The organism is Pseudoalteromonas sp. PSi26 (genome assembly GCF_054960575.1).
Genome location: NZ_JBHNYT010000011.1, coordinates 68,670 through 94,658, shown reverse-complemented (window position 1 = coordinate 94,658; position 25,989 = coordinate 68,670). Strand labels below are relative to the sequence as shown.

The 25,989-nt window shown below is 40.5% G+C and carries 19 protein-coding genes and 1 riboswitch; of the genes, 4 read left to right on the top strand and 15 right to left on the bottom strand.

The annotated features are described in order from the left end of the window. The first annotated feature begins 131 nt into the window (after positions 1-131). Positions 132-1,619: a glycerol-3-phosphate dehydrogenase gene (glpD, locus tag ACFI34_RS13000; RefSeq protein ID WP_462673801.1), complete on the top strand. Its 1,488-nt coding sequence runs from the start codon at positions 132-134 to the stop codon at positions 1,617-1,619. An 82-nt stretch (positions 1,620-1,701) separates the two neighbouring features. Here glpD and ACFI34_RS12995 read toward each other — a convergent pair whose 3' ends face one another. Continuing rightward, positions 1,702-2,643, bottom strand: coding sequence for a 2-dehydro-3-deoxygalactonokinase (locus ACFI34_RS12995; protein WP_462673800.1), 942 nt, complete (start codon positions 2,641-2,643; stop codon positions 1,702-1,704). 3 nt (positions 2,644-2,646) lie between these two features. Continuing rightward, complete coding sequence (locus tag ACFI34_RS12990) at positions 2,647-3,405, bottom strand: SDR family NAD(P)-dependent oxidoreductase (RefSeq protein ID WP_462673799.1); 759 nt, start codon at positions 3,403-3,405, stop codon at positions 2,647-2,649. 196 nt (positions 3,406-3,601) lie between these two features. On the opposite strand from ACFI34_RS12990, the gene ACFI34_RS12985 reads away from it, so the two are divergent. Further along, the gene (locus ACFI34_RS12985; RefSeq protein ID WP_462673798.1) at positions 3,602-4,303 is read left to right on the top strand and encodes a FadR/GntR family transcriptional regulator; all 702 of its coding nucleotides are present in this window, start codon (positions 3,602-3,604) and stop codon (positions 4,301-4,303) included. A gap of 60 nt (positions 4,304-4,363) precedes the next feature. Here ACFI34_RS12985 and ACFI34_RS12980 read toward each other — a convergent pair whose 3' ends face one another. The 7 genes from ACFI34_RS12980 to ACFI34_RS12950 all read right to left on the bottom strand — a co-directional run bounded on the left by ACFI34_RS12980 (position 4,364) and on the right by ACFI34_RS12950 (position 15,243). Continuing rightward, positions 4,364-6,496, bottom strand: a complete 2,133-nt coding sequence (locus ACFI34_RS12980) for an alpha-galactosidase (RefSeq protein WP_462673797.1) — start codon at positions 6,494-6,496, stop codon at positions 4,364-4,366. A gap of 290 nt (positions 6,497-6,786) precedes the next feature. Then, positions 6,787-8,250: an SLC5 family protein gene (locus ACFI34_RS12975; protein WP_462673796.1), complete on the bottom strand. Its 1,464-nt coding sequence runs from the start codon at positions 8,248-8,250 to the stop codon at positions 6,787-6,789. A 2-nt stretch (positions 8,251-8,252) separates the two neighbouring features. Further along, positions 8,253-9,002, bottom strand: coding sequence for a SapC family protein (locus tag ACFI34_RS12970; RefSeq protein WP_462673795.1), 750 nt, complete (start codon positions 9,000-9,002; stop codon positions 8,253-8,255). 22 nt (positions 9,003-9,024) lie between these two features. After that, positions 9,025-10,566 (bottom strand): tryptophan halogenase family protein, encoded by a 1,542-nt coding sequence (locus tag ACFI34_RS12965; protein WP_462673794.1) that lies wholly within the window; start codon positions 10,564-10,566, stop codon positions 9,025-9,027. 81 nt (positions 10,567-10,647) lie between these two features. Further along, the gene (locus ACFI34_RS12960; RefSeq protein WP_462673793.1) at positions 10,648-13,428 is read right to left on the bottom strand and encodes a TonB-dependent receptor; all 2,781 of its coding nucleotides are present in this window, start codon (positions 13,426-13,428) and stop codon (positions 10,648-10,650) included. A 213-nt stretch (positions 13,429-13,641) separates the two neighbouring features. After that, positions 13,642-14,607, bottom strand: coding sequence for an aldose epimerase family protein (locus ACFI34_RS12955; protein WP_462673835.1), 966 nt, complete (start codon positions 14,605-14,607; stop codon positions 13,642-13,644). A 246-nt stretch (positions 14,608-14,853) separates the two neighbouring features. Next, positions 14,854-15,243 (bottom strand): acyl-CoA thioesterase, encoded by a 390-nt coding sequence (locus ACFI34_RS12950; protein WP_462673792.1) that lies wholly within the window; start codon positions 15,241-15,243, stop codon positions 14,854-14,856. A gap of 33 nt (positions 15,244-15,276) precedes the next feature. Here ACFI34_RS12950 and ACFI34_RS12945 point away from each other — a divergent pair, with 33 nt between their 5' ends. Further along, positions 15,277-15,981 (top strand): 2OG-Fe(II) oxygenase, encoded by a 705-nt coding sequence (locus tag ACFI34_RS12945; RefSeq protein WP_462673791.1) that lies wholly within the window; start codon positions 15,277-15,279, stop codon positions 15,979-15,981. Positions 15,982-16,042: 61 nt separating this feature from the next. Here ACFI34_RS12945 and ACFI34_RS12940 read toward each other — a convergent pair whose 3' ends face one another. The 6 genes from ACFI34_RS12940 to ACFI34_RS12915 all read right to left on the bottom strand — a co-directional run bounded on the left by ACFI34_RS12940 (position 16,043) and on the right by ACFI34_RS12915 (position 24,574). Continuing rightward, positions 16,043-17,278 carry a cysteine desulfurase-like protein gene (locus ACFI34_RS12940; RefSeq protein ID WP_462673790.1) on the bottom strand — a complete coding sequence of 412 codons (1,236 nt, stop codon included), beginning with the start codon at positions 17,276-17,278 and terminating at the stop codon, positions 16,043-16,045. A gap of 9 nt (positions 17,279-17,287) precedes the next feature. Then, a complete protein-coding gene (locus ACFI34_RS12935) occupies positions 17,288-17,920 on the bottom strand; it encodes a 2OG-Fe dioxygenase family protein (RefSeq protein ID WP_462673789.1) in 633 nt (210 codons plus the stop codon). A gap of 201 nt (positions 17,921-18,121) precedes the next feature. After that, the gene (gene acnB / locus ACFI34_RS12930; RefSeq protein ID WP_462673834.1) at positions 18,122-20,719 is read right to left on the bottom strand and encodes a bifunctional aconitate hydratase 2/2-methylisocitrate dehydratase; all 2,598 of its coding nucleotides are present in this window, start codon (positions 20,717-20,719) and stop codon (positions 18,122-18,124) included. A 292-nt stretch (positions 20,720-21,011) separates the two neighbouring features. Continuing rightward, positions 21,012-22,067, bottom strand: coding sequence for an OmpA family protein (locus tag ACFI34_RS12925; protein ID WP_462673788.1), 1,056 nt, complete (start codon positions 22,065-22,067; stop codon positions 21,012-21,014). A 390-nt stretch (positions 22,068-22,457) separates the two neighbouring features. Next, on the bottom strand, positions 22,458-23,867 hold the full coding sequence (locus ACFI34_RS12920; RefSeq protein WP_462673833.1) for a protein adenylyltransferase SelO: 1,410 nt from the start codon (positions 23,865-23,867) through the stop codon (positions 22,458-22,460). A gap of 2 nt (positions 23,868-23,869) precedes the next feature. Continuing rightward, positions 23,870-24,574 carry a DNA-3-methyladenine glycosylase I gene (locus ACFI34_RS12915; RefSeq protein ID WP_462673787.1) on the bottom strand — a complete coding sequence of 235 codons (705 nt, stop codon included), beginning with the start codon at positions 24,572-24,574 and terminating at the stop codon, positions 23,870-23,872. 194 nt (positions 24,575-24,768) lie between these two features. Continuing rightward, positions 24,769-24,965: riboswitch (Lysine riboswitch) on the top strand. Positions 24,966-25,093: 128 nt separating this feature from the next. Here ACFI34_RS12915 and dapA point away from each other — a divergent pair. Beyond that, positions 25,094-25,978 (top strand): 4-hydroxy-tetrahydrodipicolinate synthase, encoded by an 885-nt coding sequence (gene dapA / locus ACFI34_RS12910; protein ID WP_462673786.1) that lies wholly within the window; start codon positions 25,094-25,096, stop codon positions 25,976-25,978. The last annotated feature ends 11 nt before the right edge of the window (positions 25,979-25,989 follow it).

Genomic DNA, 25,989 nt, shown 5'->3' with positions numbered 1-25,989 from the left:
AGTTTGATTTTAAAAAGATCAGGCTAAAAAATTTAAAATCAAAAAGCACGGTTAGCTATTGTCAAACACTGACGGTCGCTTTATGATGATATATATCTTATTTATATTACAAATAAAAAGGTTAGCTCACAGTGGAATTAGCAGATAACGAATACGACCTACTCGTCGTCGGTGGTGGTGTAAACGGCACAGGAATAGCAGCTGATGCAGCTGGCAGAGGTTTAAAGGTACTTTTGTGTGAACAATCGGACCTTGCTTGTGCGACATCGTCAAATAGTTCTAAGTTAATCCACGGTGGTTTACGTTACCTTGAGCATTATGAATTTAGATTAGTAAAAGAAGCTTTAGCTGAACGAGAAGTGCTGCTTAAAAACGCCCCTCATATTATGTGGCCACTTACTTTTAGATTACCTCATCAGTCGCATTTACGCCCTGCATGGATGATCCGCATTGGCTTGTTTATGTACGACAACCTAGCCAAGCGCGAAACACTGGCCGGTTCTCGAGGCATTAAATTTGGCGAAAATAGCGTGCTAGAGCCGTCTATTGTAAAAGGTTTTGAATACTCAGATGGATGGGTTGATGACTCTCGTTTAGTTATTTTAAATGCCCTTTCTGCACAAGAAAAAGGCGCTACCATTGCTACACAAACTAAATGCGTAAACGCTAAACGTGAGCAAAATAAATGGCAGATAACGCTTGAACAACAAAACACTAAAAGTAAATACACTGTATCGGCTAAAGGCATTGTTAACGCAGCAGGTCCTTGGGTTGCAAAATTATTTGACGAAGCGCTAATTGAAAAATCACCACAAAATATTCGCCTTGTAAAAGGCAGCCATATTGTAGTGCCTCGCATTCACGACGAGAAAGAAGCCTATATTTTACAAAATAAAGACCAACGAATTGTATTTGTTATTCCATTTGAAGATGACTATTCGTTAGTTGGTACCACCGATGTAGAGCATAACGGCGCAGCACAAGATGTTAAAATCAGTGATGAAGAAATCGATTACTTAATCGATATTACTAACAGCTACTTTAAAAATCACATTAAACGTGAAGACATAGTTCATACTTTTTCGGGTGTACGCCCGCTACTAGATGACGAATCTATTAATGCGCAAGCCGTAACACGTGACTACAAGCTAGAGCTTTCAAGTGAGGGTAAACACACTCCATTATTAAGCGTATTTGGTGGAAAAATTACCACTTACCGTAAACTGGCAGAAGCCGCTGTTGATAAGTTAGAAGACTTTTATCCGCAAATGGGTAAAGCATGGACTAAACACAGTGCATTACCTGGTGGCGACTTTGATAATGTTAAAGCACTAACTCAAGAGCTTAAATCTTTATACAACTGGCTACCAGAAGTGACGTTGAAGCGTTTTGTGCGTACGTATGGTACACGTACAAAAATTATTTTAGGTAACGCCACACAACTCAGTGATTTAGGACATGACTTTGGCCATGGCTTATTTGCTGCTGAAGTTGATTACTTACTAAAACAAGAGTGGGCTGGTAATGCTTACAACATTTTATGGCGCCGCAGTAAACTGGGGTTACGTTTTAACGATGAGCAGATTACAGCTTTAAATAATTATATTGAAACACTTTGATTAATAAGCTGTTTCATTATCACTATTTCCCGTTTTCCCCTTTATGGTTAACAAGCTATAAAGGGGTTTTTATTATTAACTATTAAGCCGACTGGTATAAATAGTTAAATCCACTAAGCGTTGCTGATTTAATATCAAACTCACTGCACTTTACTCCTATTTTTGTAAGCGCCTTGGTAAAACACGTGTTAAGTTGCTTAGTACCAATAACGACAACCTGCGTGTTGCTGAGTAGTTGCCATTCACTTGCATAGCGTGCTGCACGTACATCACTGCCTATTAGTACACCCGATAGGTATGCTTTAGCTTGAACTGGGGTTAGTTCTTTGGACAATTGGCGTGTTCTTACACTAAAAATGCCATGCGCTAAGTTACCGCTATCACTGCCCAATGTTAAATCGCAGCCTTGTTCAAAGGCTTGCCAATCAAATTCACCTTCAGCGCAATCGTCAGGAATTAATACACTTTGATGGCACAGTAAGTCGTATAACTCGCCGGTCATAGCGGTTTTAAAACATATTATTTTACCATTGTTAATTAGCACCCACTTGGTATGTGTGCCCGGCAAACACAGTAAAATTTTACCTGTTTGATACTGCTCATTTTGTTTTAAAAAACCCAGTATTTGTAGTTCTTCACCACGCATTACGTCTATTAGCGCATTTTGCAACGTACATTTTGTACCAGGTAGGGCGTTAATCGTGTGACCTTCGCAATCAAAACTGACAGCAGCATCAAGCAAGCCCTCAGGGTTAATTGGACACTCTAGATAAGGGGTTTCATGCCAACCAATCGTTGATGTAATTTGGCCTGCAATATAAATAGGTAATACACCATGTTGCACTGTCCAAGGTGTAATGGCGTGAATGAGTGTTTGTTGAAAGTCTTGGTTAACTTTTACAACACCAGGGCCATCACATTGATCAATTAAAGTTAATTCATCGCCCTCACCTACTTTACATAAGTAAGCGCGTAAATGGCTTGTGCCCCAGTCAACGGCTATAAACAAAGATGAAGTAGTCAAACTTTAAAGTCTCCCACCGTCAATTTTTATGCCTTGCCCGGTGATCATACTGCTTTCATCGGCGGCTAAAAATAACGCTAAATTAGCCACGTCGTCTGGCGTTACTAATTTTTTTAGCGCCATGGCTTCCATCCATTTGACTTGCTCTTCCTCAGTAAACCAGCTTGCTAATTGACGTTCAGTTGCAACCCAGCCCGGTAGTATGGCATTAACACGAATACCAAACTCGCCATAGTCGCGAGCAAGTGCTTTGGTCATACCTATTAAACCCGCTTTAGCGGTTACATAGCCTGCCATTTGCGGCTGACCCATAATGGCATTAATAGAACTAAAATTAATAATACTGCCAGCACCTTCTTGTTGCATAAACGACATAGCCACTTGAGAAGCAAAAAAAGCAGGATTTAAATTAATTTGTAAACACTGGTCCCAATCTTTAACCGTCACGTCTTCACTGGCTTGACGACGGTCATTTGCCACATTATTTACAAGTACATTTACGCTACCAAGGGCAGCACACGCATCGACCAGTGACTTTTGCAAAGCGTTCGAATCAGTGACATCAACTTGCCTGTACCATAAATTAGCATCGGGTAAATCGTTAATGAGCGCTTGTGCCGCTTCATCATCTATATCAATAAATGCCACTTTGGCCTGCTGTTTAACAAACGACTCAACCATGGCTCTGCCAATGCCTGACGCACCACCAGTGATAAAAATAACCTTGTCAGAAAGGCTGTGATATTGAGCTTGAGTGTTCAAATTAAATTTCCTTGCAGCATGTTTTCAGTTCAACTTAACCCCTTTAAAAACGATTACTTAGAGAAAAAGAGCCAAACCAAGTTGTTATTGCTGTGTTAAAATAATTAACGATTTAAAAGTTTATACCATATCCTTACGTACATTAATATGATATATGATATATAATTAAGCAATAATGAACTCGGAAATTCGTACGATGAAAACTCAACCTCGCCAAAATTTAACTCACCAACTAACCCATGATTTAGGGTTTGCAATAGTGCGGGGCGTGTATCCTGTAAGCGAAGGATTACCATCGGAAGCTGATTTATGCATTAAGTACAATGTAAGCCGCAGTGCAACGCGCGAAGCAGTTAAAATGCTCTCTGCTAAAGGGCTTATCTCATCGCGCCCAAAGCAAGGAATTCGTGTATTACCTGAAAGCAGTTGGAATATGTTTGATACCGACGTGCTTCGTTGGATTTTAAGCAGCAAACCGTCACTATCATTATTAAAAGAATTTACCCAAGTACGTGTTGCACTTGAACCACAAGCAGCCGCGTTAGCCGCAATAAGCGCTACGCCAGAGCAGCTTGCAGAAATTGATAACGCACTTGCGCGCATGGCTGATGCCGATGAAGGGTTAGACGATCCGTTAGAAGCCGACATCGCCTTCCACACCAGTATTTTAGTAGCCAGTAACAACCGCTTTTTTGTACAGCTGACTGAATTTATTAGCACCGCTCTTAGAGTAAGTATTCGTTACACTAATCATATTAAAGGTGTACCGGGTGCAGACGTAAATAAACACGCTGATATTTTAGACACAATTAAATCGGGTAACCCCGAGCGCGCTAAAAAAGCGGTCGAAACAATTTTAGAAGAAGCGCTAGAGCTCATTGAATCTAAACTCGATTGATGATTTAAAAACACCATTAAAAAAGGGAGCTACTTAGCTCCCTTTTTACTTCTTAATATTTTAAGCTTTAGTAAGCTCAAAAATAAGTGATGTTTGCGGGAATGAAATTGGCATTTGTAGGCCAAATTCCATTAACGCTTCACCCGTAAAGGTTTGCCCGTTGACGGCTGCAATAGACGAAGGGCGGTATTCTTCAAACTTAACAGGCCACACTAAATTAAGTGTGTACTGTGCATCTGCATCCAAACCAACAAAACGAAGCTTATTAGGCGCAGTACGCGGTGTTTCGCGTACACTGTTATACGCAAACAACGCTTTTGATTTTTGCTCGTCGATTAAGCCAAAGTTAATAGATAAATCGTCGCTATCTAGGCGGTATAAATCGGCAGCATGGATAAAGTCACGGTGCTCTTTATGCAGCGCAATAGCCGCTTTAAGCGCATTGTATTCGTGATCGGTGAGTTCACGTGGATCCATTTCGATTCCCATGTGGCCAAACATGGATACCGCAGCACGCATTTCAATGCTCACATTACGACCAGTGATATGACAATCACGCGGGCCTACGTGTGCGCCCATAACCGACGATGGGAAGAAGAACGAACAACCACGTTGAATTTCAAGACGGTCAAGCGCATCGTTAGAATCTGACGTCCATACACGGTCTGTGTGTGCAAGCACACCATAATCGACACGTGCACCACCTGAAGAACAGCTTTCTATTTCAAGGCCTGGGTGAGCTGCTTTGATACGATCAATTAAGCGATACAGTGCCAGTGTTTGCTGATGTACCGCAGGCTTACCATCAAAGTTACCCGCATGGTTTATATCGCGGTTCATATCCCATTTAATATACTTAATTGTTGGGTACTCTACCAAAATATCGTTAATGGCTTTGTATAAATATTCAACCACCTCAGTGCGCGTTAAATCAAGCACTAGCTGGTTTCTAAAGCTCAGCTGCTCGTTATTTTCTGAGCCTAAGACCCAATCAGGGTGAGCGCGGTATAAATCGCTATCTGGGTTAACCATTTCTGGTTCAAACCAAATACCAAATTCCATACCTAAGCTGTTTACATGATCAATGACTGGCGATAAACCATCTGGGTAAATTTCGTAATCTACTGTCCAATCACCTAAGCCCGCATAATCACCACGGCGGCCTTTAAACCAACCGTCATCAAGTACAAAGCGCTCAATACCTAAAGGAGCTACTTTGTCGGCTAGCTGTTTAAGTGTGTCTACATCGTGATCAAAGTAAATGCCTTCCCACGTGTTGTAGTGTACTGGGCGTGTTTTTTCGCGCTGTGCTTGGCTAAGTAAATTAGCCTTAACAAACTGATGAAAATTGCGTGAAAGCGCACTAAAACCGTCGCTCGAAAACGAGCCATAAATACGTGGACTTTGATACGTTTGGCCTTTAGCAAGGGTTAGCTCGCCCGGTAATAATAACTCACCCATTTGCACATAACGGCGCCCTTCTGGTAGTAGCTCAGCGCGTAACTTGTTGTTACCACTCCAGCCTAAATGAAAGCCATAACACTCGCCTTGTTGCTCGCCTGCGCCTTCGCTATGAACTAATAAACCAGGGAATACGTCGTGCGATGTTTTACCTTTACGGTTTTCACGTACAAAGCTTCCTAATACTAAATCGACAGATTGACGTTGAAACTCGTTTGACCAACGCCCTTCAAAACTTATAATTTTGTTCACGCTATCCGGTAGCTGAAATGTGGGTGCTGCACAAAAATTAACGCTGAGTGGTGAATCACTTAAATTAGTTAATACCGTATGCGCGCTTAACACATTGGTATTGTTATCAAGTGTAATACTGTGAACGACTTCAATTCCACGTAATGTATCTTCACTTACAAACTCAAGCGTTGATGATGATGGCTGACGAACCTCTTTTAACTTTGGCCCTACAGACCAAGCAATAGAGTCGTTTACAAGCTCAAGGCCAGGTGCACCAGTAAAGCCCTCACCTAAAAGTGGAGAAAGAGAAATAGGCGCTTCTTCAACTGAGGCACATTTTACCTCTTGACGGGTAGCAAGCTGAGCAAGCATCAACTCAGTTGTTTGCTCTGATAGGCGTTTACCAAAATACAGTAAGGCAGGTGTTTTACTTTGGCAGTTGAAAATAACGGTGCTGTTTACACTGTCTAATCGATAAAATGATTTAGTGTTGGCCATGATTTTCCTATCCTCTTATTCATTGTGTGAGTGATTAATATACCGAGATGATGTTAGCGATAGGCGTTAACGCGATCTCTAAAGTGTTCAGGCACAATCTGCTAGATGGCGAACATTAATAATAGTATATATCATATAAATTGAGTTTTAATAGTTTTTCTATCGCAAATACTGAGATAAAACCACTGGATATACCACTTAGGTTTCATTTGATGGTTAACTATAGTGGTAATCACATTGTTTAAAATAAAAAATCGGCCAAAGCTATACTTTGGTCGATTAGTTAACGTTTATTGCTTTACTGTCTCGTCAATTGCTGAAGATTTACCCGCCCATTGCGCGTTCAATCCAAACACAAATTTATTCACAATTAATGCAAATGCTACACACACAAACAACGTTACCGGCATTAAGTGAATGTAGTGAATAGTAGTGTGAAGCGGTGAGCTTTCAAATGTCAGCATGCCATACATAACAACACCTAAAATAACCGCAGCGATACCTGCGCGCGCATCCACATTTTTAAATAATAAGCCCACTACAAAAATTGAGAATATAGGCATACTCAACAAGCCGTTTAACTGTTGTAGTAAGTTAATAATGCTGTCGGCTTGCTGATAAATTGGCACAAGCACCAGCGTCAAACTAGTTAATAATAATGTGACATAACCACTTAGCTTTACAACACTTGGTTCTTTATTAAAATATGCTTCGTGAATATCACACACATATAATGCCGTAGATGAGTTTAGTAAACTGTTATAAGTTGAAAGCACTGCTGCGGCCATTGCTGCGGCAAACACACCTGTTAACCATGCAGGCATTACATCACCAACAATTCGTCCGTATGCGGCATCACCAATATCGCCATACAACTTGTAAGAAATAATACCAGGTAGCACTACAATTGCCGGAACAATCAAAAGGCGAATACCTGCTGCCGCAAATATCCCTTTTTGCGCTTCTTTGACATTGGGTGCTGCCATAGCGCGCTGTGTAATCGTTTGATTAGTTCCCCAGTAAAACATCTGAATAAATATCATACCAGTCAGCAGCGTGGGCCATGGGATAGGCGAATCAGGCCCGCCAATTAAAGTTAAGCGCTCTTGTGGGATACCGCTAAAGTCGTAATCAATGGCGTTAAGCGCTAAGAACACTACAAGTATTGCCATACCTAGCACTAGTAGCCCGTTGTATGTATCTGACACTGCAACTGCACGTAGCCCACCAAAAAAGGCATAAATAGCGCCTACAATGGCAAAAGCGGTTGCTATGTACATTAATGGTATATCAACTTTAAACATAGTTTGCATAAATAGCGCACCGGAATAAATGACCGCAGGCATGTAAATGAGTGCATTTCCTGTAAAAAACAAACTGCCAATAACGGCGCGGATATGCTTGTTGTTATAGCGCTTTTCTAATAATTCAGTCGTTGTTGTACAGTTATATTTGTAATAAACAGGAATAAACACTTTAGCCAATAATATTAGACCTATAATCGCCGCAAGCTCCCACCAAACTAACAAAGCCATTTGGTTCCCATTCATGCCAACTAATTGGTCTGTACTTAAATTAGTAAGCGTAATTGAGCCGGCAACAAATATCCAAGTTAAACCGCCTCCTGCTAAAAAATATTCTTTATTTTGAGTTTGCTCACTACGTCCCTGATCGCGACATTTTAAGTATGTAAATAAACCAATTAGGCTCGTTACAACAGCAAAAACTAACACTTGGATAATACCATCAGACATTTTTACTCTCCTGCATTAGCGCGCATTTGCACACCTAATATCGTATTTTCTGAGCAATGGTTATGTTGTTTAATTAAGCGGTTAACTTGAACTAGCGACGATAACATTGCATGGATAGGTAATAAGTAATTTTGTTTATTAAGCTCAACAATATCAGTGTCTGGCAATTTTCTTAGCGCTTCTTCGTCGATTGTGTAAATACCTTTAACTCGTGTTTTCTTACCATCACTAAAATTAATCACCAACTCTATTTCTTTAAGCAAGTTCAAAGAGAGTAACTTTTGGGTAAACTCATGTGAAACCTGTTCCTGCTGATAGTACTCACTCATTTTATCTTGAACTTGATGCAAAAATTGGCTCGGTTCGCCATTTTGAAATAAAGCTTCGCCCTGTGAATTATTCACATAGTCACTTTGTTCATTTATGTAAATAGTGAGTGTTTTATCTTTTTCTGGATCTGGCCCTAACTCGAACGGGGCTCGTAAAAACGCTGAAGGAACATGAACTGCTAGCCAGTCTTGTTCTGTAAAGAACACATTTTGGCCAGCAACTAAACCAAGTAATCCGACGGCGCGAAATTGCCCTTGAGTAGGCTCTTTCATGTAAACAACGGGAAAACTACTCGCAGCTGCGCCAAACTCATGAACAACTAATGATGCATGGTGCTGATTCTTTGAAAAAGCAAAATTGCTATGTGGTTTTATTTTTATATCCTGATGTTTTGCAGGATCAAGTAGTACATAGTTAGACATGTTTATCTCTCATCAAAGGGCATTACAGTTTTGCAAAACCCAATGAATTTACTTTATTAATAAGATCTCTGTGAGTGGGCAAATTGTATTTCAGCTGATCTATACGCATTTTTGTCATCTGTAGCTGTTTTTTTGCTAACTCACCTTGATTATAAATATGTTCCATTTGACTAAAGTCAGACTTAAACCCAACACCATATAAGATGTACTGATAGCTAGCAGCACTGAACGCTTCTACATTATCAGTAAAGTCATACTCGCTTGGGGAGCTATAACGCCAAATAGACAATAACTCTTGTAAAGAATTAGGAATACTCTGTGTATCGCGATGCTCAAGCCAAAACGGTTCAGTACGCTCACTCAAAGCATAATGCAACTTAAGAAAATCAATTACACCGCGCCACTTTTTCAACATGATCGCATTAAAACGTTTTGCAGTAATAGGCATCAATTCTTTATTTGGAGGCAGTTGATCCGCGATATAATTTGCAGACGCTTCAATTAGCATGAGCGCTGATGCCTCTAGTGGTTCTAAAAAACCTGCAGCTAAGCCAACAGCAACACAATTATTCTTCCAGAAAATTTTTCGATGCCCTGGTTTGAAATTAATTTTTTTCGCTGTTTTTACCTCTTCCAAGCCAATGTAATTCGCAAGTGTTTTGCGAGCTTGTTCTTCTGTACAATGTTTACTCGAATACACATAACCAACACCACGGCGTTCTTGTAAGCCAATATCCCATATCCAACCCGCCTCTTGAGCTGTTGAAATAGTATGACAAGCAATAGGATCATCTTTATTGATATAAGGAACTTGAGTGGCTATGGCCGTATCAGCTAAAAAAACATCATCGCAAGGAACAAATGGAACTTTTAGAGTTTCACCAAGCAACAAACTTCGCATACCTGAGCAGTCTACAAATAGGTCAGCTAGTTGTGCGCCATGTTCTTTGGTCTGCAAACAACTGATATCACCACATGGAGCTTGCTCAATACGCTCAACGGTATCGCTAATGTGCTCAACACCAAGTTCATTAATACAGTGCTTTCGTAATAAAGCGATAAACTTTGCCGCATCTAAATGGTAGCCATAATTAGCTATCACTTCGTACTCTTTATTCGCAATAGTTTTCGGGGCTAAACCCTGTTCACATAAATATTGCTGAAAGCTAACTGCTTCAGAAAATGAGCAAGTAGGTTCAACTACAGACTGCCAGTAAGGTGCTAGATCAACTTTATTAAACCCTTGCGGTTCTGTAAACGGGTGATAATAGACATCATCTTTTGCATTTACCCAGTTAACAAACTTACTAGCTTGTTTGAAAGTAGCTCCGCATTCACGCATAAACTGCGTTTCTGAGATTCCCAACTGAGATAATGTTTTACGCATCGTTGGCCATGTCCCCTCACCAACGCCAACTACTGAAATTTCAGGCGATTCAATTAGGGTAACTTTAATACCTTGGTTGGAGAGATTGCTAGCGTGTTTCTTTGCAAGAATGCCTGCAGTTATCCACCCTGCTGTTCCACCACCCAGGACAATAATTCGATTAATAACACCAGACAAAGCGTTTACCTTTACATTACATGTTAAACTTTAAGAAAAAAGGGGGAAAATCCCCCCTTTTAAACTTACATCATAACCTGACTAGAATGAGCCTCGAATACCTAGTGCATAGCGAGAACCTGAACGAACTTGTTCAGTAAAGTGACTTGCTAAGCTACCGTGTTTAGACGTGTACTCATCAGTAATATTGATACCTTCAAGAATAACTGTAAGGTTGTCATTTATGTCATAGCTGGCGCTAATATCCCACTGTCCATAAGTATCTACATACTCAGGCTCACCAGTATCACCGTTACGAAGAGTTTGTAAAAACGATTCACGGTTATTGTAAGCAATACGTGCTTGGAAACCGTCTTTTTCATAGAAACCAATTAAGTTTTGTGAATCACCTAATCCTTCTAACTGAAAGCCATCTTCACTATCACTATTAACAATAGTTGCATTTGCTTGGAAACCAAAACCATTTTCAAACGTATGAGTCCAAGCCATTTCTAGACCTTCAACTTGTGCAGTAGCACCATTACGTGGACGACTTACTTCAAAATCATAGCTGCCACTTGCTAAAGAGAAAGACTCTGTAGCCGGTGTTACTGTGATAAAGCCTTCAACATCTTTGCTGAAAATACCAAAAGATACGGCGCTTGCATCATCGTAGTACCACTCGTATGACATATCCCAGTTTGTTGATAGGAATGGAGTCAAGTTAGGGTTACCACCGCTCGCTAGTAAAATATCTGGACGGGTTGTGCCTATATTTGTAACTGGACGCATAGCTTCTAATGTCGGACGAGTAATCGTCTCTGAATAAGCAAAACGTAACAACATGTCATCTTCAACTTCAAACTTAGCGTTTAAGCTAGGAAGTAAGTTGGTGTAAGAGTTTTTAAGCGTAATTGGAACAGAAGCTCGTTGGCCGTTTGCATCTTCAATGTAAACTTGGTCAAGGATTGTACCGTCTAATGGATTTTGAGCAATATCAACTAATGTAGCCTGATTGCCCGATGCGGTAGTTGTAGTTTCACTGTAGCGAACACCAACATTTACAGTCCATGGTATATCACCTAAATCACCTTGGAATACAAAGTCAGCATAAGCAGAAAATATTTCTTCTTCTATTTCAAAACTTGTACCTAACTCAACCGGCGTATAGCCATTTAATGCTGCAAACGCTGCAATATTTGCATCTGCATCTTCACCGCGGTTGGCTGACTGACCAGAAATAGCTGCATCAGATTCTAGGTATGATAAATAATCATCTACATTATAACCAAAGAATGAAGATGGAATACCATTAAACCATCCATTTGGTGTAACTAGATATGCTAAGTCATCTGGAACATCTAGACCGTAACCACAGTAGAAACAATTTGGTAAGCTTGGCGATTGGAATACTTTCGCTTCTTTCGTTCTATCTTGTGTATACACACCGTAGCGTAACTGAGTAAACGTTTCGCTATTTGGTGTATAGGTGAAATCTGCACGCATTTCTGTGATTTCATCAGTACGCTCATCACCTCCACGCTCTACGTAGTGTGCGCGAAGTTTACTTGAGTCTGCTTGAGTGAATGGGCCGTTAATTCCATCAGAAGATAAACCCGGTAAATCACCACCACCAGTGAAGTCATATGTATAACCGTTTGCATAACCCATTACGGTGAAAACGCGGCTTTGATCGCCACTTAAATCTTCAGCTTTAGACGTAGAAATATCGATATCTACTTTTAATTGATCTGTTAATTTCCAATCAGCATTAAAGCCAAAAGATTGAATTTTAACATTGCGGTCTAAACCTTGTTGAACAAAGTCAGTTGCACCTGAGCCACCACCATTTGGATCGTCAAACGCATTGTGTGACCAATAAGTTACTGTTTCTGTTGATGGATCTACCTGAAAATCACGGAAGTTACCTGGAGTAAACCAGTTTGCATAGTTACTTACTTGAGACTCAACTTCAAATTTTGAATAAATACCGTCAAACGTTAAAGTTAGATCATCGCTAGCAGCGTATTGAAATACCAGTGTACCACTTGTGCGTGTACGGTCTTCAACGTTTGATGTTAAATCTAAATTACGTGGTACCCATACATTAAATGCTTCTTTACCTGTACCTGCAGCAGCATCAAAGTCATTTGTTTGGATACGATCGACACGGTAAAAACCACGTGTATCAGCTTGGTTAATTTGTGCATCACGCTTTTGTACTGATAAAGAGGCTAAAACACCTAATTTATCTTCCATAAAGGTGTCACTTATGAGACCTGAAAATGCAGGGGTTGTGCTTTCAGATAAGCTGTCGTAAGTTGCTTTTACATTACCCACAGCTTTAAAACCATCCAAATCAAAAGGCTTAGCTGTATTTAAGTTAATGTATGAACCAATACCACCTTCTTGATTGGCAGCATTTGATGTTTTGTAGATATCTGCACCAGAAATGAGCTCTGAAGCAAGCGTGTCGAAGCTAAACTCACGGCCAGCTCTTTCCGACGCCATTTGACGGCCATTGACAGTAACCAAGTTAAACTGAGGGCCAAAACCACGCACTGATATAAGCTGACCTTCACCACCGCTACGGTCAATAGCAACACCCGTAATACGTTGTAGTGACTCTGCTACGTTTTGATCAGGAAATTTACCAAGATCTTCCGCCGAAATACCATCAGAAACGATGAGCGCTTCTTTTTTATCAGAAAAAGAACGCTTAAGGCTACTTATTAAGCCGCGAACTTCAATGACTTCGATATCTTTTTCTGCTGTAGCCCCCTCTGCCTCTTGAGCTGCAACATGGCCGCTTGCCAGTACGCCAGCGATGGCTAAACTGAGTGCGGTTTTCTTGTTGAACGATAACTTATTGTTAATTATCATTTTTTAAAAACTCCTGATTGTGTGTAGTTATTTTGTCGTTGTGTTGGTTGAATAGCTTTAAAATCGCTTCAAATACTATTTATATTATAAATACTTTAAACTGAATAAAAGTGCAACCTTTTCCTTAATTATAGGCATCATTTTATTACTGTTGATTTTCTTTTTATTTTCTTTTTTTTAACATTAAACCCGGTATTTAGGTGTTGAGTTTAATTACGAAAATGCGTAAATAATAACCTGATTGTATTCTTCATCAGGCAATAAGTTAGCTTTAGGATAATTTTCGCGATTGGGCGCATCAGGCCAATTCTGTGCTTCAAGACACAGTGCTTGGCGTGGCTTGAAAGGGTCACTAACAAAATTAGCTGTATATAATTGCATACCCGGCTGAGTGCTTTTGAGTGTTAAATTAATGCCGGTTTGCTGCGACGTTAATGTAGCCATGGTATGAAGGCTGTCGTCGTTTTCAAATACATAACAGTGATCTAAACCATTAGCTGCATCTAATTGGGTGTGACTTTGCGACAATGCATCTTTTACTAATTTTGGCTTAATGAAATCAAAGCAACTATTTGCAACGGGGGCAGGCTCGCCCAATGGGATGCTGTGCTCGTTAATGGGTAAGTAGTGGGTCGCATTTACATGCAGTAAATGATTGGCAATGGTGTCGCTGCCCTCAAGATTAAAATAACAATGGTTGGTAAAGTTAACGAGGGTTTCTTTGTTACAAGTTGCTTTAAACTTAAGTGAGAGTTGCCCATTTTCTGCAGTGATGGTTTGCCATACTTTTAATCGGCCCGGAAACCCCTGCTCGCCATCCTCTGAGCAATAATAAAGTTCAACTTCACTATCAGTTTGCTGAATCACTTGCCACTGCACTTTATTAAAGCCCTTCACACCACCATGCAGACTATTTGGACCATTATTTTTATCGAGTTGGTAATCTGTTCCGGCTAAAGTAAAACGCCCTTCAGCAATGCGGTTTGCATACCGGCCCACTGTTGCACCTAAATAAAACGGGTTTTGAAGATAATAGTGCGGATCGTCGACGCTGAGCGTCATTTCTTGGTTTTTAAATTTAATGCTTTTGATTATTGCGCCAAATGGCAATATTTCGGCAGTTAGGTTCTTAGAGTCACTAAGCCGTATAACCTGCATTGGCTCATCAATGGTTGTCATCGTCACGCACATTCCTCAAAAGTTACCTAGAAAACTATATTAGTAAGATAAGGCAGTCATATATATTATAAATAGTATATAACTCATATTGGTAACTCAATTAAAAAACGTTAAATTTTTTAATAAAATTTACAATTGCGTTATTTATTTAACGTTAATACTGACTACCTTTTTAATTATTGGCACTCAGTTATTTATAATGAGCTAAGTTGAAATGTGCGTAACACCGCAGTATCGGTTTGTAAATTAAGCCATATGCTGCTCAAGTGCTGCTTTTTCTTCAGTGCTCAAAGCTTGCTTAACTTTTTCAGCAAAGTTATACCTGACCATAACAACCTTTCCAATTGCGCAGCATTTATCATGCTGAAATGCCTCTTGCTTAAGTACAAAAGAGCTATTGCCAATGTGTTCTACAGAGGTTTTAATCGTGATCTCGTGGCCATAAAATAACTCTCCCACAAACGACACTTCTATTTTGGCAATAATTAGTTTCCAGTCATGTGGGTTTAAGTCTGGCGTAAAAAATTTAAAAATAGGTACGCGTGCGGCTTCAAACCACACGGGGAGTACGGTATTGTTGATGTGTCCGAGTGCATCTGTTTCGCTAAAGCGCGGAATCACTTTTTCAGTAAACATATTAATCCAAAAATAATTATACAAAGGTAAACCATGACGGACTTTATTCGCGTTTATGAAAACGCATTGAGCGATGATTTTTGCGATAACTTTATTAATACGTTCACGCAAAGCCCGCATGTAAAACAAGGGGTTACTTCAGGCGGTGTTGATTTAAAGAAAAAAGACAGCCACGACCTGCACCTAAATAGTCACCCCGAATATACAGAGCAATTAAAACACATACAACAAACGACTGCACAGCATGTTTTTAACTATATTGAAGAACATATTTTTATGATGATTGGCGCATTTGGCTTAAAGGTTTATCATCCAAAAACGGGGGAAGTAGTAGATTTAACTCAAGAAAATTTTGATGAAGTGGGTAAACCACAGCTCCCTGTCCTTGTGCAGCAAATATTTAGATTAGGTAATATCCAAGCGCAGAAATACGAGGTAAATAAAGGGGGTTATCCTTACTGGCACAGCGAAGTGTATCCTCAGTTACAACACAATGAAGCCCTGCATCGTGTACTTTTATTTATGTTTTACTTAAACGATGTCGAGAAAGGTGGAGAAACGGAGTTTTATTATCAAAACCGTAAAATAGCCCCTAAAAAAGGCACCATGGTGATAGCGCCTGGCTACTTTACGCATACACATAGGGGTAATAAGCCAGTATCAAACGATAAGTATATTTTAACCTCGTGGGTGCTATTTAACCGTGCAGAGCAAATATATGGTGCACCTAAAAGCTAAACCAATAAATAAGCCATAAGTAACACTTATGGCTTATTTATATATTTAGTAGACGACTTCTTTATCCAAGTAGCTCGTCAAACATATCAAACAGCTTATCAAGCTCCTCGACTGTGTTGTAATGCATACAACCAATACGTACTACACCGCCTGTATCAAGCACGTTTAATTGCTTACACAAACCTTGCGCGTAAAAATGTCCATCCCACACACATATATGCTGTTTGCCTAAAAACTCTGAAACGGCGCGTGGCTCTATACCTTCAAACGCTAAAGCAAACGTAGGGGTACGTTCGTTTAATCGATCAAAGTCATCAATACCGTACAACTTTATACGAGGGTAATTAACTAAGCGCGTTAAGAAGTGTTCACTGAGCGCCATCTCGTGCTGTTTAGTTTTAGCAAACGCAGCTGTTAGCTTTTCACGGCGTGTATGGCCATCATCAAGCTCGCTTATTGCAGCAATGTAATCAACAGCAGCAACAAAGCCTGCCATTGCTTCAAAGCTTTGGGTACCTGTTTCCCAGCGTCCCGGCGCTACATCTTTAGCGGGCTCTACTTTATAAGGGATAAATCCCTCTAAGTGCTCTTTTTTACCGTACACCATGCCTAAATGTGGGCCAAAAAACTTATACGCTGAGCAGGCTAAAAAGTCGCAATCAAGGGCTTGCACATCAATAAGCTCGTGCGGCGCATAATGTACCGCATCAACATACACAAGAGCGCCCACAGCATGAGCTAGCTCTATAATACGTTTAATATCGTTAATTGAGCCTGTAGTATTTGAGGCATAGGTAACAGCCACCAACTTAGTCTTGCTGTTTAATAAGCTTTCAAACTGCGTCATATCTAGGCTGCAATCGGCCTCATTAATCAAGGCAGTATTAACCTTAACGCCTTTATCTTCTGCTGCTTGCTGCCATGATGACACGTTTGAAAAGTGATCGGCGTTAGTCACAATGATCTCATCACCGGCTTGCCAATCGCGCGAAATAGCTCGGCTAAAACTAAAGGTAAGGCTTGTCATGTTAGGCCCAAACACAATATTTTGAGCACTTGGCGCATTAAGTAAATCTGCTGCAGCTTGGCGTGCATTTGCCATTAGCTCAACAGTTTTATCGCTTGAAAAAAACGCACCACCTAGGTTTGAATTGTAGTGTCCTAAATAAGCAGACATTGCATTAAGCACTGACTGCGGCACTTGAGAGCCACCAGGGCCGTCTAAAAATATCGGCGATTTACCATCAACGCTTTGCATTAATGCCGGAAACTGCTCACGTAATTGCGCTATATTCATGCTTATCCCTTAAGACGTAAGTACAAAACAATCCAGATAACCTGGTTTGCTGACATCAACTTTGTTCATTGGTGTGGCGTTATGCCACACTTGACGGTCGTTTATAAGCGCAAACATGCCGTCTTTAATTTCCATTTTAAAACATGGCTCAGCTTGTTTGTTTTCGTATACAAGTAACTCGCCACCTTCTAAGTTTTCGTGCGAAACACCGCATATACATACATGATCAAAACCGTCTTGATGCACGCCTTCTGGCGCTGCTGGCGTATCGCTATCAATGGCTAACATTCTAAATTGATGTATTTCAATATCGCGATCTTCATCAATACCGGTAATCTGGCAAAACTCACTGACAATACTTTTCATGCCATCTGATTCAAGTAGGCTTTGCTCTAAATTTTCGTAAGTACGTTCAACGTTACCTTGAAACGTATTAATCGAATCGTCTTGAACAAATGCTTTGGCAGCTTGCAATTTTAGCTCACCATTTTGAAATTTAATTACTGAATAACGACGCTTACGAAATTCGCCATCTGCATAGGGATTTGCAGGTAGGTTATCAAAAGAAGGCTTAACCAAATCAATATTTGCTTGGTTAATAAAACAAAGTTGCAGTAAATTCTGGTTGTTTAATGCAGTCATGAAATCTCGCCTAAAATAATGAGAATGTTAAAAGAGATTTTAATGCATGTAGCGAGGAATTATTGCTTTATTATCCAACTTAAATGTGAAAAATACTTAATTTTAATTCAGTATAAGGCTATTAAAGCATGAATAATCTAAATTATATTTAAACAATAAAAAACCCGCCGAAGCGGGTTTTTTTTATTCAAACTCTATAAATTAAACAGCTTGCTGAATAATTACGTTGTCTGCTTTTTTAGTGTACTGAGGCATACGATGGAAGTTCAAGTAACGGTAAGTATCTGCTGCCGTTGCATTGATTTTCGCTGCATATTCTTGGTACTCAGCCGGAGTAGGTAATTTACCTAAAATTGCCGCCACTGCAGCAAGCTCTGCTGATGCTAAGAATACGTTTGCGCCCGTACCTAAACGGTTAGGGAAGTTACGTGTTGAGGTAGAAACAACCGTTGCTTTATCTGCAACGCGTGCTTGGTTACCCATACACAGTGAACACCCTGGCGTTTCAATACGTGCACCAACACGACCAAAGATACCGTAGTAACCTTCATCTGTAAGTTGGTCTTTATCCATCTTCGTTGGTGGAGCAACCCAAAGCTGTGTTGGAATACGACCAGTGAAGCCATCTAGTAATTTACCTGCGGCACGGAAGTGACCAATATTAGTCATACAAGAACCGATAAATACTTCATCGATTTTCTCGCCTGTAACGTCAGATAGTAAACGCGCATCATCTGGGTCATTCGGAGCACAAAGTACCGGCTCTTTAATATCAGCTAGGTCTATTTCAAGTACGTGCTTGTATTCTGCATCCGCGTCAGCTTCCATAAGCTCTGGGTTAGCCAACCAATCTTGCATTGCAGTGATACGACGTTCGATTGTACGAACATCGCCGTAACCCTCAGAAATCATCCACTTAAGCATAACAATGTTAGACTCAAGGTATTCGCTGATAGACTCTTTAGAAAGCTTAACAGTACAACCTGCAGCTGAACGTTCTGCTGATGCATCTGATAGTTCAAATGCTTGCTCAACAGTTAAGTGCTCAACGCCTTCAATTTCTAGTACGCGACCAGAGAATTCGTTGATTTTACCTTTTTTCTCAACCGTTAATAGCCCTTCTTTGATACCGTAGTAAGGAATTGCATGTACAAGGTCACGTAACGTGATACCTGGCTGCATTTCACCTTTAAAGCGAACCAAAATAGACTCAGGCATATCAAGTGGCATAACACCGGTTGCTGCTGCGAATGCTACTGCACCTGAACCCGCTGGGAACGAAATACCTAGTGGGAAACGCGTATGTGAATCACCACCAGTACCTACTGTATCTGGTAATAACATACGGTTTAACCATGAGTGAATTACACCATCACCAGGACGAAGTGAAACGCCGCCACGGTTCATGATGAAATCAGGAAGCGTGTGGTGCGTGTTTACATCAATTGGTTTAGGGTAAGCAGAGGTATGACAGAATGACTGCATTGTTAAATCTGCAGAGAAGCCTAAACATGCTAAGTCTTTAAGCTCATCACGTGTCATAGGACCAGTAGTATCTTGCGAACCTACAGTAGTCATTTTAGGCTCACAGTATTGGCCTGGGCGAATACCGGCTACGTTACATGCTTTACCAACCATTTTTTGCGCTAGTGTAAAGCCTTTGTCTGACTCTTCAGTCACTGCTGGTACTTTAAATACATCAGTAGCACCTAAACCTAAAGATGTACGTGCTTTATCTGTTAAACCACGACCAATGATAAGTGGAATACGACCACCAGTACGAACTTCATCAAGGATTACGTCTGATTTAAGTTCAAAAGTAGAGATAACGTCATCAGTACCGTGGCGCTTAACAACACCTTCGTATGGGTAGATGTCGATTTGGTCACCCATGTTGAACTCGTCAACATTTAACTCGATTGGTAATGCGCCAGAATCTTCCATTGTGTTAAAGAAGATAGGTGCAATTTTGTTACCTAAACATACACCACCAACACGTTTGTTTGGTACAAATGGGATATCATCACCCATAAACCAAAGCACAGAGTTAGTAGCAGACTTACGAGAAGAACCAGTACCTACAACGTCACCTACGTAAGCAAGTGGTAAACCTTTCGTTTTTAATTCTTCAAGCTGAACGATAGGACCTACTTCACCTGCTTTATCTGGGTTTATGCCATCACGCTCATTTTTAAGCATTGCTAAAGCATGAAGTGGGATATCAGGGCGTGACCATGCATCTGGTGCTGGTGATAAGTCATCGGTGTTTGTTTCACCCGTTACTTTAAACACAGTAACAGAGATTTTTTCAGCGACTGCTGGCTTATTTGTAAACCATTCAGCCGCAGCCCAAGATTCGATAATTTGCTTAGCAAACGCATTACCCGCTTTAGCTTTTTCTTCTACGTCGTAGAAAGCATCAAACATAAGTAATGTGTTTGAAAGGCCTTTTACTACGATTGGCGCTAATGATTCGTCATCAAGTAGGTCAATCATTGGCGCGATGTTGTATCCGCCTAGCATTGTTCCTAATAATTCAGCTGCTTTTTCTTTAGAAATAAGAGAAGTAGTCACTTCACCTTTAGCAACAGCGGCTAGGAAGCCTGCTTTGATGTAAGCAGCATCATCAACACCTGGTGGTACACGATTGATTAACAGATCTAAAATAAATTCTTCTTCACCTGCCGGTGGGTTTTTTATTAATTCAATAAGATCAGCAGTTTGCTGAGCATCTAATGGCGCTGGTACGATACCTAACGCGGCACGTTCTTCTACGTGTTTACGATATTCTTGTAGCACAATATTGCCCTCTTGGTGACGTGAAAGTATTCGGTAGCGCTTCATGCGCACTTGTTACCCAATACTTATAGTATTCTAACGCGTAATTATAAAGCTTTTATAGATAGATGAAAATCCATCCAGTTACACAACTGATTATACCGACTATAAACACGATGAATAGTAGTTGCGGGAAATTCTATTTTCATGAATACTTGTTAAGTAATAATCATTACTATTTAGGTAGGCAATCATAAATAGCAGCCATAAAAAAACCCAGCATAAGCTGGGTTTCTATCATCAAAGAAATCTATTAACGTAAAACTTTTACCGTTTTGATTGTTTTGATGTGTGCCTCAACACGGCGGTTTTCTGCGTGTGCAGCGGCTGTGTTAGCTTCATTTTTAAGGCGCTCTTCACCTAAACCTACCGTAGTAATACGGTCAGATGCAATACCGTCAGCTATCAATTGCTTAGCTACCGAATCAGCACGCTTTTTAGATAGCATTTTGTTGTAAGTCGCTTTACCTACTGATGAAGTGTGACCTTCTAAAAGCACTGTTGTATCTGGGTAATCTTTTAAGAAAGATGCAACTTGATCGATGTCGTCTAAGTAACGCTGTGATACAGCAGCTTTGTCGTTAGGGAACGTTACTAATAAGCTTACAGTTACTTCTTTATCTTCATATAAAGTACAACCAGTACCATCAACAGCATCTGTCATTGGTGTATTAGGACACTTGTCATCAGCATCTAAAATATTATCATTGTCGCTGTCTACTGGCTCAACCATAACTTCAACAACCTCTGGCGCAGGCTGCACTGGCTCAGCAGGCATAGTGTTTTGTCCAAAGAAGTAGTTTATACCTAATTTAGCACCAACATCTGTGTAACCTTTATCAATACCTTGGTATACAGCAGTTTCAACGTTAGCGAATAAGTTGTCAGTAATGAAATGTCTGTAACCAACACCTGCATTTAAGAACGTGTTGTCATCAACAACGTCCATTGATTTAATACCAACTAAACCGTAAAAAGGACCGCCATCTAGATGGTAAAGCGCATCAATACCAAAACGGCTACCGTCAATATTGTTACGGTTACCAGCAGCTTTGTCGAATGCATTGAAATCAAGATCTGCATACTCTAAGCGAGCACTCCAAAAATCACTGAAACGGTAACCCGCTTCAAGACCAAAACCAGTCGACTCATTTACGTCTAGACCAGCCTGTGCGCTCATGTTTTCCCAAGACGCATCGTAGTAGTCGCCAAATGCGCCAATATAGAAACCTTCTTGCTTGTCAGCAGCAAATGAAGATACGCTAGTTGCAGCTAACGCAATTGCAATAGTTAGTGATTTTAATTTCATTGTTTTCTTCCCATTTTAACAACTAATAAATTGTGGCTAATTAAGTACTAGCTCACTAAGTTTTATACAGACTAACTCAACTTTTGTTAATCAATACTTAACGAAAAATAAAGTTTATAATTTTTTTCAATGCGATATAACGATATCCAACATGTCAGTTTAGGTGAAATTTAAAACTTTACCTAGCTAGAAACCAACTAGTTGATTTTATAAATCGATATTCTGCAGAAGACACAAAGACAACTTAATTAATTGTTCTTGCTCACAATGAAACTAACTTATCTTTATAGCTTAGATAGTAACACCGGAATTTGCTTTGCTCAATCAATGAACATCTCTGTGTTAAAATATCGTTATTTATAATCATTAACTTATCTATTTTTACAACACTTAAGTACCACAAAAAGTTTTATAGTCGGTATCATTTGACGGCATCTCTTGAAATTCTGCCATATCATCGCTGAACAAGTACGGATTATTAGCTACTTTTACAAAACGCTTCATCAGTTTACTTGAACCAAACTCATTATATTCAGCTAATATTGTTTCAATTATATGATTTCGCGGAATTACACGTGGGTTGGCTGCTCGCATGGTTTTGTAGCTATCGTTGCTTGTGCGGCTTTGCCACTTATTCGCCCACTCAATTAATTCTTTAGGAATGGTTGCGTTGCCATTCACAAACTCCGTCAATGTATCAAAAGTATTAGTGTAATCAAGATGATGTGCTTGCAATAATGTTAGTAGCTCAGAAACAAGCTCTTTGTCGTCCTCTTTTGCACCAGCCAGGCCTAATTTTTTGCTCCACATTGCTGTAAATTGAGTATTAAATTGTTCTGAAAAACGATGTATGACGGGAGTCAGTAATGACACTGCTTTTTCTTCATCATCGCTAATTAATGGGATAAGGCTTTCAGCTAAACGAGCACAATTCCAACTCGCCATATTTGGCTGGTTACCAAAAGCGTAGCGGCCCTGTTTGTCAATAGAGCTAAATACGGTGTCAAAGTCAAAATTATCCATCATCGCACACGGGCCATAGTCTATGGTTTCACCGCTGACTAGCGTGTTGTCGGTGTTCATAACACCATGGATAAATCCTACGCGCATCCAATTAATTATTAAGCTTACCTGGTTATTAGTTACTGATGCTAAAAACGCTAGATACCGTTCTGGGCCTTCACTCTTTATTTCAGGGTAATGACGTTCAATAGCTAAATCCGCTAGTTTTTTTAAACCTTCAATATCACCTTGTGTTGCCAAATATTGAAACGAGCCAACGCGAATATGGCTACTCGCTAAGCGGGTAACAATTGCGCCTGGTTGCGGCGGATTACGATAAACAGCTTCGCCGGTGCCAACCACAGCCAAACAGCGAGTAGTGGGAATACCTAATGCGTGCATAGCTTCACTCATTACATATTCACGAATAGCAGGGCCTAGTGCGCATTTTCCATCGCCACCTCTAGAATACGGGGTAGCGCCTGAACCTTTTAATTGAATATCCCATAGCTGATTTTTATCGTCATTTATAGCGCCAAGCAAATGCGCGCGCCCATCACCCAAGCGCGGCGAAAAGTGTCCAAACTGATGCCCAGAATAGCCAAGCGCTACAGCATTTACCGGTTGTGGCTCGTTACCAGCAAAAGTACTGGCGCGCAGCGCAGGCTCAACATCTATATTAAACTGCTGTGCTAACGCTTCGTTCCACAAAAGTAATTGCGCAGCAGCAACGCTTGAGGGTTGATCCTTTATCGCGAAGTTATCTGCTATGTCTGTGTATCTTGACACTAGTCTCATCATTAATCCTCTGCTTGTTGGCTTATACCTACGCGATTGTCACCCACACCGTAGGCCACAATTAAACTTAGCTCTTGCATGCTTAAACCACTTTGCTTTTGCATTTCATTAAAAAATGCCTGCGCAGCAGCCAGCGATTTTTTAGTTTGCAGCCCGCCATCAATTATTTTATGCGCTCTTAGGTAACTTTCTACATCGCGCGAAAGTAAAAATGTATCTTTACCAAGCGCTCTTAAAGCATAAGGGCCTGTATTGCCGCCCAACCGAGCACCGTGTTTTTTTAAATGCGCCCATAATCCAGTAATATTATCTGTTGGCCACTGGGCAATAAACTTACTAAAGCTGCCATGTTCCTGTGCTATTTCGTGGATCATGTAAGCATTTTCAGGAATCGTTTTCACTTTTTTATAATTACGAATAATGCGTTCATCCGTTGCTTTTTGCTCTAGCATATCGGGCGGCATCATTAATAATTTATCAACGCTGAACTCCCAAAAAACCTCTCTAAAGCCCGGCCATTTGCTGTTTATTACTGACCAATAAAAGCCACTTTGAAAAATTTTTCGGGTAAATTCTTCAAGCCAATCGTCGTCACTTAACGTGCTTAACGCTTTTTTAGATAAGGGTTTTGCGAGTAATAACTTAAGCATTTTTTCAGAGCCTTTTCGCTCTACCGCCCGCTTATAAATATCGCTAAATTTTTCCATACTTATTAAATACCTCATCACTGCTTATAGAGTTAGTTTACGAGAAAAGCAGCCAATACGTAACCACCCACATTTCCGATGAACTAATCTGTATCCTGCAGCTTGACACCTAGACGGCTAAAATGTTTTAATCGCCGCAATTACCCTATTTAAATTGTATTTTGTTAAACCCTTTTCGGTTAAACAAAATACAAAGGGCTAGAAGAGGTGCGTTATTCAGGTAGCGTATGTTAGGAGCGCAAACTCCAGTGAGCATACGTGAGGGGAATACCGCCGAGAGGTAAACGCTTTTGCGAAGCAATTACTTCGGGCGACTAGGTTGAATCCTAGCGACTGTCACCAATAGCTGTTTTAAAACAGCTTATTAGTTTGGTGGAGAGCTTCTGGTCTTAAATGATAAGGCCGTGCGCCCTATTATTTTAAGCCCATTCGCTCTTCGAATACTGTTCGAACGACGTTAATGCGGCTCACATCATACAGCCTACTTAATATCTCGAACACCTTATAGGTTCGTAAGAGATGATCAATAATTTCAATTTAGACGATTACGCACTGTGGACAGCGCTTGTTACGCCGTTTGATCAACAAGGTAATGTTGACTACGACACGCTCACAACACTTGTTAGCGAACAGGAAGCAGCACACAACGGTATTTTACTGCTCGGTAGTACTGGTGAAGGCTTAGCCCTTACGCTTAAAGAGCAAAAAGCGATTGTTGAGCATGTGTGCCAATTAAAACCCATTGTACCGCTTATGGTTGCTGTTGGTGGTAGTAATTTGGCCCAACAAAAAGAATGGGTTAGCTACTGTAACCAATTACCTATTCACAGCTACTTACTCGGCTCACCTCTTTATGCAAAACCAGGGGCTGTAGGTCAAACACATTGGTACGAAAGCTTATTAAACGAAAGCGCGCATCCGTGTATGTTGTACAACGTACCAGGGCGCAGCGGTGTAAGCATTCCTATCGAAACCATTGAAAACTTAAAAGCGCACCCAAAACTATGGGCTTTAAAAGAAGCCAGTGGCAACATCACCCAATTTGAAGCATACCGACAAGCCGCGCCTAATTTAGCGCTATACAGTGGCGACGATGCACTTATGCCCTACTTTGCCCAAGCAGGTGCAAAAGGCTTAGTTTCAGTTGCGGCCAATGCATGGCCTTTGCAAACACACGAATTTGTAAAGCGCAGCCTAAGCGGTCAACACCCCAATTTATTTGCTCAGTGGACTCGCGCTATTAATAGCCTATTTGCTGTAGCAAACCCTATTCCCGTTAAAGTGCTAATGCACCTACAAGGCCGCTTAAGTAGCCCGTTGCTGCGCCCGCCTTTAACGCATCTTGAGTTAACGCAAACCGATTGCATTACCACTGCAAACGACACCATTTTATCTTGGCATTAAATACAGGTTTT

Bases quoted from the DNA above. Each gene is read 5' to 3' on its own strand.
- ACFI34_RS12945 (WP_462673791.1), top strand. From the start codon at position 15,277: ATGACGGACTTTATTCGCGTTTATGAAAACGCATTGAGCGATGATTTT.
- ACFI34_RS12925 (WP_462673788.1), bottom strand. From the start codon at position 22,067: ATGAAATTAAAATCACTAACTATTGCAATTGCGTTAGCTGCAACTAGC.
- ACFI34_RS12985 (WP_462673798.1), top strand. From the start codon at position 3,602: ATGAAAACTCAACCTCGCCAAAATTTAACTCACCAACTAACCCATGAT.
- ACFI34_RS12970 (WP_462673795.1), bottom strand. From the start codon at position 9,002: ATGTCTAACTATGTACTACTTGATCCTGCAAAACATCAGGATATAAAA.
- ACFI34_RS12950 (WP_462673792.1), bottom strand. From the start codon at position 15,243: ATGTTTACTGAAAAAGTGATTCCGCGCTTTAGCGAAACAGATGCACTC.
- ACFI34_RS12940 (WP_462673790.1), bottom strand. From the start codon at position 17,278: ATGAATATAGCGCAATTACGTGAGCAGTTTCCGGCATTAATGCAAAGC.
- ACFI34_RS12915 (WP_462673787.1), bottom strand. From the start codon at position 24,574: ATGGAAAAATTTAGCGATATTTATAAGCGGGCGGTAGAGCGAAAAGGC.
- dapA (WP_462673786.1), top strand. From the start codon at position 25,094: ATGATCAATAATTTCAATTTAGACGATTACGCACTGTGGACAGCGCTT.
- ACFI34_RS12955 (WP_462673835.1), bottom strand. From the start codon at position 14,607: ATGACAACCATTGATGAGCCAATGCAGGTTATACGGCTTAGTGACTCT.
- ACFI34_RS12960 (WP_462673793.1), bottom strand. From the start codon at position 13,428: ATGATAATTAACAATAAGTTATCGTTCAACAAGAAAACCGCACTCAGT.
- ACFI34_RS12935 (WP_462673789.1), bottom strand. From the start codon at position 17,920: ATGACTGCATTAAACAACCAGAATTTACTGCAACTTTGTTTTATTAAC.
- ACFI34_RS12920 (WP_462673833.1), bottom strand. From the start codon at position 23,867: ATGAGACTAGTGTCAAGATACACAGACATAGCAGATAACTTCGCGATA.
- ACFI34_RS12980 (WP_462673797.1), bottom strand. From the start codon at position 6,496: ATGGCCAACACTAAATCATTTTATCGATTAGACAGTGTAAACAGCACC.
- ACFI34_RS12975 (WP_462673796.1), bottom strand. From the start codon at position 8,250: ATGTCTGATGGTATTATCCAAGTGTTAGTTTTTGCTGTTGTAACGAGC.